The organism is Vibrio sp. 1401 (genome assembly GCF_033340295.1).
Genome location: NZ_JAWOWF010000014.1, coordinates 1 through 14,079 on the forward strand (window position 1 = coordinate 1; position 14,079 = coordinate 14,079).

Genomic DNA, 14,079 nt, shown 5'->3' on the forward strand with positions numbered 1-14,079 from the left:
CTACGATGATTAACTGATGTAACCGATCAGATCGTAACTTCCTGATTTAGTTCCATCGAATTACGCAACAAAGCCACTCCTACGTAGGAATAATGACTAACTGCCCAAATTACCATTGGCATGTCAATCACCTCTCATATTTTTCCAATTTGCGCAACTACAACCCAGAACCGAACAATGAAGTAACCATGCAACGTCATGTCCAAGTGCCTGGCCCACTTCAATCAATCAATGGCGCTGGCTTGATGGGCCTACCCGCCGACCCAACACCGCCGTCTCAATTTGTACAAACCTATGCAATTAAGCAATTAAGCGAACAACCAACTAACTTCGACGAAGCCTTCTCACTCGGACAAAAGCTACTTAATCGCGTTGATATACCTTTGGGCATCATGGCGAATGAGCTTGAGACATCCGATAACCCTGAAGTCTTTTTTAGTGATATCACCCAATGGAGCGTTATTAGACATAACAGTCATCAATCACCCGCGTTCTATCTGCGTACTTACGGAGACATGACTTGGCGAGTCGCTAATGTCAAAGACTATATTGGATTAAATAGAGACTGTCAGATTTCAAGCGTTTTACAGCTCATGCCAGTTACAACATCATTACCGTTTGAACAAGTCGAATCTCGACCAACTATTAAAATCGCTTAGAGTTAATTTTGAAGCGCAAACAAATGAGAAGCAAAAAGCCCCGCTTTCTAAGCGAGGCTTTTAAAAGACAAAACTGCTAAATTCACTATTCTTAAATTATCTTGAACTAAACAAGATGATCGCTATAAAGCTAATAAAAAAGCCAGAGTAAGAAATCAATCTCACTCTGGCTCATAGCTGCATATAGTATAGTTTTATCTGCTATAGATATAACGTATGGTTGCTTTTACACTTTTTACATTCAGTCGATTTACTCTTTACCGAACACGTTGTTCTCTTGTTCTTGAACGCGGATGAATGTAGTACGCTTGGTTAGCTCTTTAAGCTTTGCTGCACCTACGTATGTACATGTTGAGCGAACGCCTCCAAGGATGTCTTGAATAGTGCCGTGAACGCTACCACGGTATGGCAATAATACGGTTTTACCTTCAGCCGCACGGTAGCCAGCGACACCACCTGAGTGCTTATCCATCGCGCTCTTCGACGACATGCCATAGAATTTCATGAACTTCTCGCCGTCTTTCTCGATCACTTCGCCGCCTGACTCTTCGTGACCCGCTAGCATCCCACCTAGCATTACGAAGTCCGCGCCACCACCGAATGCTTTCGCTACGTCACCCGCACAAGAACAGCCACCGTCACCGACGATCATGCCACCAAGGCCGTGCGCTGCATCACCACACTCGATGATTGCAGAAAGCTGCGGGTAACCAACACCCGTTTTTACACGAGTTGTACATACAGAGCCTGGGCCGATACCCACTTTAACGATGTCTGCACCAGCTAGGATTAGCTCTTCACACATATCACCAGTAACCACGTTGCCTGCAGAAATGACCTTGTCTGGGAACTCTGCTCGCACGCGTTCAACATACTCGACCAAATGCTCTGAGTAACCATTTGCAATGTCGATACAAATGAAAATAAATTCATCTGAAAGTGCCATGATGTCTTTGGTTTTTTGGAAGTCTGCGTCAGATGTCCCAGTAGACACCATAACGTTATTCATGGTTACTTTATCTGCTGATTTAGCAAACTCAGCCCAATCTTCTACCGTGTAATGTTTGTGAACAGCGGTCATTACACCATGCTCAGCCAGCGCTTTAGCCATTGCAAAGCTACCAACCGAATCCATGTTTGCTGCGATTACTGGCACACCAGACCATTGACGACCACTATGCTTGAATGTAAAATCGCGGGTTAAATTTACTTGAGAACGGCTCTTAAGGGTAGAACGTTTCGGGCGAAACAGTACATCTTTAAAACCTAACTTAAGTTCTTGTTCGATACGCATTGTGTAATTCCTTGATTCATATGTATATGTGTCATTTCAGAGTGCGTAGTGACTTCGTTGGCAGACGAGTTCACTGTTCTTCGGACACAAAAAAACCGGAGCGTTGGCAGACGCTCCGGTTTTCAGCATTATAGGCTGTGATTTATTTCCTACAAGTCTGATATTTGAATTTTTTTTGTGATACCATCTTGAAAATCGCATATCAAAAACGCTCCCCAAGTCACCAAAACCTCTTATTATTTATAACTATCAACAACTTGAGAAAGCACTTAAGTTAACCCATTGCGCAAACCTTTGCGTCATATCTTAAAAATTAAAACGCATCACCTCTCAAATCTGCCTAAAACTCAATCACCTAATACTAAGATGCCCTGCTAATTCGTAAAAAAGTACTCAAAAAAATCGACCAATTTTCTCAGCAATGCATGAAATCTAATTAATTTCGATAGAGCTCTTGGGTGATAGCGGTACGAAGAGTGCTAACGACATCACTTGCCAAAAGACCAATTTGACCATTCTGACTCACGTTTATATCAGCAGCATGACTGTGAAGTACCACACCTAAACGTGCGGCAACAGAAATTGGTAAACCTTTGGCTAGTAATGCACCAATGACTCCAGATAACACATCTCCCATTCCCCCCGTCGCCATTCCGGCGTTACCCGCTAGACAGACGTACATTCTCGTTCCATCGTAAATAAGCGTCCCCGCGCCTTTTAAAACCACTACACCGCCATAACGCTCTTGCAGTTGTCTTGCAGCAGAGTATCGGTCACTTTCTATTTGTTGAATGGTTACATTTAGTAGTCGAGCTGCCTCTCCAGGATGCGGCGTGATCACTCGATGGTTGTCGCACACTAGAGTGCCATCGCATCGCTGGCTCAGCATCGCTAGAATATTGAGGCCATCAGCATCAACAACTTTAGGTTTCTGCTCTTGAGCCAGATATTGATAGGCTTGATAAGCCCACTCATCATCTCCAAAGCCAGGACCAAACACTAATACGTCAGCCCAGCGAATGCGTTTAGTTAAGTCGTTCTCAGTATCCCTGAGTAAGTCAGCGGTGATGCTCTGGCTCATTACTTCTGGGCAACCAACCTGCAGTGGAATAAGGCTACTCGTGTGAGTAATTGCGGCAGTTAAACCCGCTCCGGCTCTAATCGCAGCGGAGGAACATAAACGAATCGCTCCAGACATCCCTTGGTTGCCACCAACACAAAGCAACTTCCCGTTGTCACCTTTATGGACCGTTGGATTTGGCTTGGGCATTAATCTTGAAACAACCTGATGATCAATACCTAATGCACTTTCTACTTCGATAGTATCAAACTTAGTATTGACGCCTAAACCACAAAAGTAGAGCTCGCCAACTCGATCTCTCGCTTGTCCAGTGCATAAGCCTTGCTTAACCCCAATGAAGGTTACAGTATGCTCGGCACGAATAGCATCACCTAAAACTGCACCTGTATTAGCACACAGACCAGAAGGAACGTCGACTGCAATCACAGGGGTATGAATTTGATTAATTTGGTCAATATAGCGACGATACTCCGAACGAACCTCACCGCTTAAACCAGTGCCTAACATGGCATCGATGATCACATCTGCTTCTAGCAATGCGGTATTCCATTCATCCCAATCATTGTTAACACCGTCGATTGACTGCCAGTCTTGGTATGCGCGCAAAGCATCACCTTTTAGCACAGATACATCACCAATTTGGAAAACATGTACATTGAGTTGAGCTTGTTTCGCAAGAGATGCAAATACGTAACCATCGCCACCGTTATTCCCTTTACCGCAAATCACTAAGATATTTTTTGATTTAGGATACAGATGTAAAAAGCGCTCATACACGGCCATACCAGCGCGTTGCATTAAGCTATACATAGAAACACCAGCCATTTGCACAGCCAGCGTTTCACCGTTTTTTACTTGCTCTGCGGTGTAGAGTTTTAGAGCGAGATTAAAGTCCATATTCACGTTCTACGCATTGGGAAACACAATTATAAGTATACAAAAAAGCCAAGGCGGACCTTGGCTTTTGAGAAAGTTTTTTATCGCTATTGATTCTGAGACATCAGAGCTTCAGCCGTCGCGTCTTGTATAGACAAAAACAACGAGTTGATTTTTCCAGTCGGTGTACGCATTGGGTTCAACGTAACATTCTGGTACATAAACTCCGCTTGCTGCGTAACTGGTCGAACATTGCGACAGCAGAATAAGTAAGGTCGTTGTCGCCATGTGATGAAGCTGCGACAGCCTAGGTCATACACTGGTTTTGTTTTTAATTTAAACCACTCCTGTGGGATTTCAGGGAAGATATCAAATATAGAACGACCTATCGCATCATGAGACTGCAAACCACTGTGATGAGTCATAAACCCATTCCAGACCTGTACATTGTAATCTCGATCAATGACCACTAAGCCCATGTCGACGTTTTGTACCATATCCACCATCCAATGGAATTGTTCAAACTCTGCTGGCATATTCAACATTAGAACTCCTCCATTAGATAAGACAGTTTGTTATCAAGCAGCGGCAAGGATTCATCCACAAACATAAACAACAAGTCACAACGAATCGACGTTCCTTCAATGTTGTAGCTCACTTCGAATGTCATCGTGCGGCTGAATGCTCCAGTTGTAGATTCAATGATCGAGTCAATTGAGATATGCTGACCAAGGAGTACTGGTGGACTTTGGAAGAATCGGACTTCAGACTGCTCGCCTAAACCATTTAAGAACGACCCCACCAAAATATTAGAAATATCCATTAGCAGCTCAAGCTCTTCTAGCTCTTCGCTGTCTGCTGGTACTTTCATCAACTTTTTGAGATCAGATACGCTTGAGTCACTCAAGATCACTAGCGCTTCGCCAGCAATACCTTCGCCACAAAATCCCTGACAAACACCCGATACGTTGTCATGCGACGCCAAGTCGCGTAGGGCCATGTGAAGTTCGCTCACTTCAAAGATATTGACGTTCGGCAGAGGTAGTTGCACAAACACATCAAAGTGACGCGCCAACGCATCGGCTGCTCGACCAATTGAAACGTTAGCCACTTCCATGTAAATATCGCGACGACGTAAAATCGGTAACTCAATAGAGACAGGCGTGATAATTTGAGGACGAGGTTCTGGCTCGACCAACTCTTTAAGCGCCTTCTTGAGTTCATCTTTGGCGATCGGTTTTTGAATAAACGCTTTTGCACCCAGTGCGAACACGCGCTCTTTCGCTTTAGGTTGGATATCCCCCGACACCACAACCACCGGAGTTTTATCCCCTAACCGTTGCATGTGCTCTAGTGTTTCAAAGCCATCCATTTCTGGCATGGTCAAATCAAGAAACATCAATTTAAACTCGTTTTTTTCGAGTTCTTCTAGCGCGTTTTTTCCGTGGATAGCAAACGTAATATCGGCATTCAATGTGGCTGGTAGTGATCTCGCCATCTGTTTGCGTGCTAACGCTGAATCATCACAGATGAGTACGGGAAAAGACATTCAATCACCTTTTTATATTCCACAATCTGCGCCGGAGTCTAACAGATTGTTACAGCATGTAATACGAGAAAACTGACGAGTTTTTTATTTCTTTATTATTCAATAAGCATACGCAATATGAATGAATGAGTGAACAAAATGACTAAAAAGCAAGCATCACATTCGCTGTTTAGTGACATAAAACAAACATGGGTAAAACTCCTCCACCAAAAGTAAGCAAAAAGTTGCAGCTAACATCCAAAGCCCATTTTTGCTCGAATTTCATTCTTTCCATTTCCATAATGGGTAAACAGTAACGCGCTAAAACTAAAAAGGCACCCTGCTAGAGGATGCCTTTAATAATAATTTCATCGATAAGATATCAATTCTATGGCACACCATGGCCTTTAGAAGCCACCCATACGCGATACCATTGCTCTCGAGTAAGTTCGATGTTCAATGCATTAACTGCAGTTTGCACACGCTCGATTTTACCAGAGCCAATGATTGGAATAGGGTTAGATGGCAAACGACGTACCCAGGCATAAATTACTTGATCAATACTCGCTGCGCCCACTTCTTCACGAATTGCTTCTAATTCGTTACGGACACGAACAGCTTGCTCACTGTCACCACTAAAAATTGAACCACCACCGAGGCAAGACCAAGCCATTGGTCGCGTGCGCAACATTTGCATTTGATCAAGCGTTCCATCGTGTGCAACCTCAAAGCTAAGTGGGTTGATTTCCACTTGGTTAGTAACCAACGGCTTACCTAAGCGAGATTGCAGCAGTTCAAACTGGCGTGGAGTGAAGTTAGACACGCCAAAGTGCTTCACTTTGCCGACTTTGTGAAGCTCAGAAAATGCTTCTGCAACCTCGTCTGCATCCATTAACACGTCAGGACGATGAATTAAAAGTACGTCGATTTCATCCACATTCAAACGTTCTAGCGAGTTATTCACCGATTGGTAGATATGTGCTGAGCTCGTGTCGTAGTGATTGATCTTACGCTCTGGCGTTTTATCGCCACACAAATTGATGTCGCATTTCGTCACGATCTGAATTTGCTCACGAACACTCTTGTCTAAAGCTAACGCTTCACCAAACAACGCCTCACACTCGTAATTACCGTAGATGTCGGCGTGATCGACTGTCGTAATGCCTAACTCAATGTGTTGCTTAAGAAATGACAAACGCTCTTGAGCCGTCATTCCCCACTCAACTGCACGCCAATATCCTTGAACCAGCTCTGAGAACTCTGGGCCTTTTGGTGCAGTTACTACTTTTGCAACCATGGGTTTTCTCCTTCAATTGATCTGCATTCATCGTAGTCTTGTTTTCGTACCGGCTCAACGGGTAAACTTTCGCAATTCGAACTGGAGTACGAAATATGTCTTTTGCCCAACGCCTAGCCACCCTGATCGGAGAAGAAAGCATCAGCGGGTTCGCACGACGCGTCGATGTGTCTGAAGCTTTAATACGCAAATACCTTAAAGGCAGTGAACCTAGCCTAACCAAAGCAAATCAAATTGCAATGCGCGCCAATTGCTCTCTTGAATGGTTAGCAACGGGATGTGGTTATTTATATCGCCGTGCTGAAGTCGTGGATATGGATGCGTACAAACTTGCCTTTCAACACGTTATGAATCAGCCGTTGTCAGACGATGCAGAAGAGCTACACCGCAAGCTAATCGCAGGCTATCAATACCTGCGCGCTCACAAAAAATCGGATGGTTTTTTGGACGAATCTGCAATGGCGACCTTCCTATCTCTCCATAAAGAATCTAAAAACGAGTCACTTTGACCTCGATAATTTCGCCATCACTGCGCAATTGCACATTTAAGGACGGTGATGGCGTCAGAAACTCGTCCGGTTTTACCCAAAGCAAACTTCGAATCGCTTCTTGCGGATAGCGGTTCATCAACAAAATAACTTCTTTATCGACAAGTTCGGAAGATTTCTTTTCCAGAGCTTCAACGACATCATAGTGTTCTTGTCCGATAGTAACTCTGCGTAAAACTAACCCATCCTTTCTTAAGTTGAGGAGTAAGTCATTCAGACGCTGCCACTCGTATTCAGTGAGAAACGAGAACTGAGCTCTTTCTCTTCTCAAAATCACTTCACCATACAAGTGCTGCTGGTAGTACGAAAAATCATCCAAACAAAATGCGCTGATAAACGTTGAGTTGTCTCGCAACTGCACTTCGCAACCATACCAGCTTCCACTTTTTTCTATACGTTCTTTTAGATTGGAATATGGCATTGCTGACAACGTGTCTTGCCACCAGCTCGGCGTTGAAAGTGCCGGAAACGTTACCGAACAACAACATAAAGAAAGTAAGAGTCGAAGATAAAAGCGCATGCACTGCTCTAGTTGGTTGACATCGAACCAAGACATTACTAACTGCAAGAAAATGTTCAAGAGAAAAATAGTGGCAGGTGGCGATGAAAGTTATGGTGATGAAAGTTATAACGCAGAAATTAAGAAGGCGCACATGTGCGTGCGCCTCTACCTCGTTACTCAATCGTGAGTGTGCGAATCGGCGATGTCTATTGATGCATCCCGAACATAAAACGAGGACTTACCGTAGGGTTTGAATCCATCCAAATTGTGTGTAAAACCTCACATCCCTCCTTCTGAAGCAGTCATGTTGCTTTACAATTAAAGCATGGTTCATTTTTCTCAAAAAACAAGTTTTTTATCCTAAATTATGAGAGCAATAGCACAATCTGAGTGAATGAATAATATCGCGACACTTCGAACACTCAATAGTGAAAAGCTAAATTGCATCTTTATTGATTAGGTCTAGACTCTGCGAAGCGTATACTTTCTTTCGTCCCTTCCCCCCAGCAACAGGAGAGCTTGTTAATGACCAAACGCGAGAGAATTGTGAAATCTGTGTTGGCGCACGTACCGAAAGATGCGATTAACCAGTTTGTCTCTCGAGGGTCAACACCATTTTCTGTTCTCATTATGGCCGCCATTGTGGGTACGTTGGCTGGTTTTGTCGGTACGTATTTCGAGCTTGCCGTTCATTTCGTTTCTGAAACACGAACAGAATGGTTAAGAAGCGAAATTGGTAATGTTCTACCGTTGTGGCTGGCAGCGGTTCTCATTAGCGCACTTTTAGCTTTTATTGGCTATTTTCTTGTGCACCGCTTTGCGCCAGAAGCGGCAGGTTCTGGTATTCCTGAAATCGAAGGGGCAATGGATAATATTCGTCCAGTGCGCTGGTGGCGAGTTCTACCAGTAAAATTCTTCGGCGGCATGGGCGCACTTGGCTCAGGTATGGTGCTGGGTCGTGAAGGCCCAACCGTTCAAATGGGTGGTGCTGTAGGTCGAATGGTGACCGATATATTCCGGGTAAAGGATGACGATACCCGCCACTCCCTGCTCGCTTCTGGTGCTGCTGGCGGTTTGGCTGCGGCTTTTAATGCCCCACTCGCAGGCATTATGTTCGTTGTGGAGGAAATGCGACCTCAGTTTCGCTACTCTTTGATCTCAATTCGTGCAGTGATCATTTCTGCCATTATGGCGAACATAGTGTTTCGCGCCATCAACGGGCAAGACGCCGTTATCACTATGCCGCAATACCAGTCGCCAGAGCTTCAAACCCTATGGCTATTTTTATTGCTTGGCGCATTGTTTGGCGTGTTTGGCGTGATCTTCAACAAACTGATTACCGTGGCACAAGACAGTTTTGTCGCAATTCACAAAAACGATCGTAAGCGCTACTTGATTGTGGGTTCGTTACTGGGAGGCGTGTTTGGCTTGCTTCTTTTGTACGTACCCCAACTAACTGGTGGTGGTATCGGCCTTATTCCTGACATTACTAACGGTAACTACTCGGTATCCATTTTAGTTTTGCTTTTCTTTGGTCGTGTAATTACAACCCTGCTCTGTTTTGGTTCTGGTGCGCCGGGAGGCATCTTTGCACCTATGCTTGCTCTGGGAACCTTATTTGGTTATGCGTTCGGAGCAAGTGCTGATGTCTTGCTCCCTGCGCTTGATATCGAGCCTGGTGTATTTGCGATTGCGGGCATGGGTGCCCTGTTTGCAGCAACGGTACGTGCACCGATTACAGGTATTCTGTTAGTGATTGAAATGACGAATAACTACTACTTAATCCTGCCATTGATCATTACTTGTTTGGGCGCTGTGATTATTGCTCAATTGTTGGGTGGACAACCTATTTACAGCCAGCTGCTGCATCGCACAATCAAAAACGAAAAGTTACGCCAACAGGATCTACCGGAGAATCAATCAACATAACATTCTCTTTGTTATCACTTCGCTCCAGACTATCGAGGGTTTGGAGCGATAAACTCTGCATTTTTACATCTTTTCCCAAATATTCGATACCAAACTCACAAAATTATCATTCTCTGATATTTGCTCACCACCTTTCATGAGAAACCCCTCTCCATACTTGTTAGTATTCGCTACTTAAATAGAGCATTTCACCCAAATCGTCATGTTTCGTTTCATTCAGGCAAAAATCAAATGGAGTAGATTTGAACTGGAGAAGACTTGTGCAGTTTTATAGTGTCCCGCCGTCTCAAGCCGCGTTGGCACTAGGTATGATAGGTTTAGGGCAAGCTTGGGCACTCTATGTTCCTGAGATTGGTGAACCGATACGCCCATTTTTGGCGTCACTCGGCGCACTTTTACTCGCCCCTGTACTCATAAAATATGCCGCGAATCCACGATTATTCATGGTCGACATTCGTCACCCACTGAGTGGTAGTTTAATGGCACCAATGAGTATGGCGTTACTGATCCTTGCAGATTATCTTGCCGCTGTAGCACCTATCATCGCTTATCCACTTTGGTTTATGGCGCTTTTGCTGCATTTTACTATGATGGTGCTGTTTTTTAGCTTTCAGCTAATGAACTTCAAAATGTCCAATATCGTACCGAGTTGGTTTCTTTATCCGGTGGGGCTGATCAGTAGTTCACTAGCCGGTTCTCAACTAGGTCACAACTTATTCTCCGAAACGTTAGCGATGATGTGCATCGGCATTTATTTCTTCATGCTGCCACTCGTGTTGTATCGTTTGGTGTTTTTCGGCTCTCTACCAAGGCGAGCAAGACCGACCCTCGCGATTATGGCCGCGCCGGTAAACTTGTCATTAGCAGCATACTTGGTGAACTTTCCCTTACCTGATCCGATACTGACAGGCGCATTGGCCGGGATCGCCATCACTATGACTTTATTGATCTACTTATGTTACTTCCGCTTACTTCGCTTGAAGTTTCAACCTTCTATCGCGGCAGTAACCTTTCCTTCCGTGATCAGCGCCATCGCAATGCATCGCTTGACCTCTTTTTTCGCCGAATCGCACCCTCACTGGCACTGGCTACACGACTTTGGTTTTCTAGAGCTCAGTATCGCGACTGTATTGGTTGTTTGGGTATCGGCAGGTTACGTCAAAATGTATTGGCCAGAAATCATGAAGTCATTTTCTAAACAAGCATAAAAAAAGGATGGCGTTTGCCATCCTCTTAGAAACTTGCTTAGTTACCTAGCGTAAACCGTGCAGAAATTCGGCACGCGTTGCTGGGTTGCTCTTGAAGATGCCACCCAATGCAGTTGTTGTCGTTTCGCTGGTTGCATCCATCACACCGCGAGATTTCACGCAGTAGTGTGTTGCGTCAATCGTCACTGCCACATCATCGGACTCAAGCAGCGTTTGAAGTGCAACAAGAATTTGCTGAGTCATACGCTCTTGTACTTGTGGACGCTGAGCAAAGAAGCGAACGATACGGTTGATCTTTGATAAGCCAATGATCTTGCCACGTGGAATGTAAGCCACAGCGGCCTTGCCATCAATGGTCACAAGGTGGTGTTCACAAGTACTAGTTACGGTGATGTCCTTCACGCGAACCATCTCGCTCACGTTCATCTTGTTCTCAATCACTGTGATTTTAGGAAAGTTGGAGTAATCCAGACCAGAGAAGATTTCGTCAACGTACATCTTAGCAATGCGGTGAGGGGTTTCTTCTAGGCTATCGTCAGTGAGGTCAAGTTGAAGTAGACCTAAAATCTCACGCATGTGGTGTTCGATCTTCTCTTTCTTCTCTTCACGACTTACGTTGTTTGGACGCATTGGCGTTTCCAAACCGCGTTGCTCTAGCGCTTCTTTTACTAACTTCGCTGACTCGCTAAGACCTGACATTCCACTTCCTCTTTTGTTTTACTTCAGCCTTCGTACAAACCCAATCAAAATTGCATTCATACTTTTCGCTTTGAGTTGCTCAGTTCGTGTCTTTACACCAAGTCACATCAGATGAAGGTACTGAGCTGATTTTCTTGAGCTCCGCGGGCTTTTTACCCCTTTCGGATGGCTGACAAGGATACTCGGATTTTTGAATAATTACACCCATATTTTATAGGTGGACATTCTTACTCGGTCCCCTTTTTATGGTAAAGTTGCCACAAAACAAAAGAACACAGGATTTTCTCAATGGGCTGCTGCGACGCACCTGGCTTGATGCCAATTGAAGAAGCGATGGACAAAATGTTATCGCGAATCAAACCTATCCAAACAACGCTTTCTCTTCCACTTGCTGAAGCACTCGGTTTTGTACTGGCAGAAGATATCTTGTCTCCTATCCACGTACCGCCATTCGACAACTCAGCAATGGATGGCTACGCTATTCGCATTCAAGATCTTGAGTCATCTTCTGTATTGCCTCTGGCAGGTAAATCATTTGCAGGACAACCTTTTGAAGGTGAATGGCCTCAAGGTACCTGTGTTCGCATCATGACTGGCGCAAAAATCCCACAGGGTTGTGATGCCGTTATCATGCAAGAAAATACTGAAGTAACAGATGCTGGCATTCAGTTCAACCAAACCGACGTGAAGCCACAAAACAACATCCGCCCAACAGGTGACGACATCAAACAAGGCGACATCGTACTGGCAAAAGGTGCACGTTTGACACCTCGCGATATTCCGATGATTGCGTCGCTTGGTGTTAGCCATGTGACAGTAGTACGTAAGCCAAAAGTTGCGTTCTTCTCTACTGGTGATGAACTTAAACCACTGAGCGAACCGCTAGACGAAGGTCAGATCTACGACAGCAACCGTTACGGTATTAAACCGCTTATTGAAAACTTCGGTTGTGAAGCCGTTGATCTTGGCATCATTCCAGATTGCCCAGAGACTCTGAAAGCAACCTTTGAACAAGCGCAAACATTGGCAGATGTGGTTGTGACCTCAGGCGGTGTTAGTGTGGGCGAAGCGGATTACACCAAAGACATTCTTGAAGAGCTTGGTGAAATCGGTTTCTGGAAGTTAGCAATCAAGCCGGGTAAACCTTTCGCATTTGGTAAGCTAAGTACAGCTTGGTTCTGTGGGCTGCCGGGTAACCCTGTTTCTGCAGTTCTTACTATGTACGTGCTTGTTCAACCAATGCTGGCAAAACTTGCAGGCCATACAGAATGGAAAGCACCCGAATCTATTCCAGCAACAACCAAAACCGCCTTTAAGAAAGCGTCAGGTCGTACCGATTACCAACGTGGTATCTATACATTGGAAGATGGCAAGTTTGTGGTTGAAACAACCGGTAACCAAAGCTCTGGTGCATTCCGCTCAATGAGCCTAGCGAACTGTTTTGTTGTATTGGAACGTGAACGCGGCCGAGTTGAAGTGGGCGAAACGGTTCAGATTCAACTATTCAACTCAACCCTTTACTAGGAAGACGTTGTGGATATTCTTTCCGATCAGGAAATGTTGCGTTACAACCGCCAAATCATTCTTCGTCAGTTTGACTTTGAAGGACAAGAAGCACTCAAACAAGCATCGGTATTGATGCTTGGTGCTGGCGGTTTAGGCTGCGCATCAAGCCAATATTTGGCGACTGCTGGTGTCGGTAAAATCACGCTGATTGATGATGATATCGTCGAGTTGTCTAACCTTCAGCGCCAAGTGCTGCACCACGATGCGGATATTGGTCGTAAGAAGGTAGACTCGGCGGCCAATGCGCTACGCGAACTTAACCCGCACATCATTGTAGATACCATCGCAAAGCGTCTTGATGATACAGAGCTAAAAAGCTTGATCGAACAGCACACAATTGTTGTTGATGCATCAGATAACGTCGATACGCGCAATCAACTTAACCGCCTATGTTTTGCGACTAAAACACCGCTAATTTCAGGCGCGGCTATTCGTATGGAAGGCCAAGTGAGTGTGTTTACTTACGACGACCCAACTCAACCATGTTACCAGTGCTTAAGTGCCCTCTTCGGCAGCGGTGCGTTAAGTTGTGTCGAAGCCGGAGTCATGGCTCCTGTTGTGGGTATTGTTGGCGCAGTACAAGCGATGGAGACGATCAAAGTGATTGCTGATTACGGCCAACCAAAGAAAGGCAAAATTCTGATTTTGGACGCGCTCAGCATGTCTTGGCGAGAAATGAATCTGATGAAAATGCCAACCTGTCCGGTTTGTAGTTAGTTCTATACCTCTAATCATTCCCAAAAAGCCCAACTCGATGTTGGGCTTTTTATCATTTTGACAATCAGATTTACAACCCTTCTTCTTACAAATCTTATCTCTATAAAATTCAACAAGTTAAAAGTTGGCACATTCCTTTCATTGCATATATCACGAACCAATGAGAGGGCGAATT

The 14,079-nt window shown here is 44.7% G+C and carries 13 protein-coding genes; 6 read left to right on the forward strand and 7 right to left on the reverse strand.

Annotation, left to right across the window (positions count from 1 at the left end; translation table 11 throughout):
* Positions 1-92: 92 nt before the first annotated feature.
* On the forward strand, positions 93-659 hold the full coding sequence (locus R7Z77_RS09375) for a linear amide C-N hydrolase (RefSeq protein WP_318136646.1): 567 nt from the start codon (positions 93-95) through the stop codon (positions 657-659).
* Positions 660-909: 250 nt separating this feature from the next.
* Here the strand turns inward: R7Z77_RS09375 and R7Z77_RS09380 are convergent, their stop codons facing one another.
* From R7Z77_RS09380 to R7Z77_RS09400, 5 genes are all read right to left on the reverse strand, one after another.
* Complete coding sequence (locus R7Z77_RS09380) at positions 910-1,953, reverse strand: GMP reductase (protein ID WP_005373458.1); 1,044 nt, start codon at positions 1,951-1,953, stop codon at positions 910-912.
* A gap of 436 nt (positions 1,954-2,389) precedes the next feature.
* Entirely contained in the window at positions 2,390-3,931 is a 1,542-nt protein-coding gene (locus R7Z77_RS09385) for an NAD(P)H-hydrate dehydratase (protein WP_213895771.1), read from the reverse strand.
* 86 nt (positions 3,932-4,017) lie between these two features.
* Positions 4,018-4,455 carry a PAS domain-containing protein gene (locus tag R7Z77_RS09390; RefSeq protein WP_005373463.1) on the reverse strand — a complete coding sequence of 146 codons (438 nt, stop codon included), beginning with the start codon at positions 4,453-4,455 and terminating at the stop codon, positions 4,018-4,020.
* A complete protein-coding gene (locus tag R7Z77_RS09395; protein WP_005373466.1) occupies positions 4,455-5,459 on the reverse strand; it encodes a response regulator in 1,005 nt (334 codons plus the stop codon). The genes R7Z77_RS09390 and R7Z77_RS09395 overlap by 1 nt, the downstream gene beginning before the upstream one ends.
* A gap of 367 nt (positions 5,460-5,826) precedes the next feature.
* Positions 5,827-6,735 carry an aldo/keto reductase family oxidoreductase gene (locus R7Z77_RS09400; protein ID WP_064354842.1) on the reverse strand — a complete coding sequence of 303 codons (909 nt, stop codon included), beginning with the start codon at positions 6,733-6,735 and terminating at the stop codon, positions 5,827-5,829.
* A gap of 95 nt (positions 6,736-6,830) precedes the next feature.
* Between R7Z77_RS09400 and R7Z77_RS09405 the strand changes: the two genes are divergently transcribed.
* On the forward strand, positions 6,831-7,244 hold the full coding sequence (locus R7Z77_RS09405; RefSeq protein ID WP_005387686.1) for a helix-turn-helix domain-containing protein: 414 nt from the start codon (positions 6,831-6,833) through the stop codon (positions 7,242-7,244).
* Here R7Z77_RS09405 and R7Z77_RS09410 read toward each other — a convergent pair.
* Complete coding sequence (locus R7Z77_RS09410; protein WP_081248214.1) at positions 7,225-7,839, reverse strand: hypothetical protein; 615 nt, start codon at positions 7,837-7,839, stop codon at positions 7,225-7,227. The two genes, R7Z77_RS09405 and R7Z77_RS09410, sit on opposite strands and share 20 nt — an antisense overlap.
* 471 nt (positions 7,840-8,310) lie before the next feature.
* Between R7Z77_RS09410 and clcA the strand changes: the two genes are divergently transcribed.
* Entirely contained in the window at positions 8,311-9,714 is a 1,404-nt protein-coding gene (clcA, locus tag R7Z77_RS09415) for a H(+)/Cl(-) exchange transporter ClcA (protein ID WP_005373473.1), read from the forward strand.
* Positions 9,715-9,974: 260 nt separating this feature from the next.
* A complete protein-coding gene (locus R7Z77_RS09420) occupies positions 9,975-10,922 on the forward strand; it encodes a TDT family transporter (RefSeq protein ID WP_005373475.1) in 948 nt (315 codons plus the stop codon).
* Between the two features lie 45 nt (positions 10,923-10,967).
* Here R7Z77_RS09420 and folE read toward each other — a convergent pair whose 3' ends face one another.
* Positions 10,968-11,621 (reverse strand): GTP cyclohydrolase I FolE, encoded by a 654-nt coding sequence (gene folE, locus R7Z77_RS09425; RefSeq protein ID WP_005373478.1) that lies wholly within the window; start codon positions 11,619-11,621, stop codon positions 10,968-10,970.
* A gap of 288 nt (positions 11,622-11,909) precedes the next feature.
* Between folE and moeA the strand changes: the two genes are divergently transcribed.
* Both moeA and moeB read left to right on the forward strand, forming a co-directional pair.
* On the forward strand, positions 11,910-13,145 hold the full coding sequence (gene moeA, locus R7Z77_RS09430; protein WP_213968016.1) for a molybdopterin molybdotransferase MoeA: 1,236 nt from the start codon (positions 11,910-11,912) through the stop codon (positions 13,143-13,145).
* 9 nt (positions 13,146-13,154) lie between these two features.
* Complete coding sequence (gene moeB / locus R7Z77_RS09435; RefSeq protein WP_064354845.1) at positions 13,155-13,904, forward strand: molybdopterin-synthase adenylyltransferase MoeB; 750 nt, start codon at positions 13,155-13,157, stop codon at positions 13,902-13,904.
* Positions 13,905-14,079 lie beyond the last annotated feature (175 nt).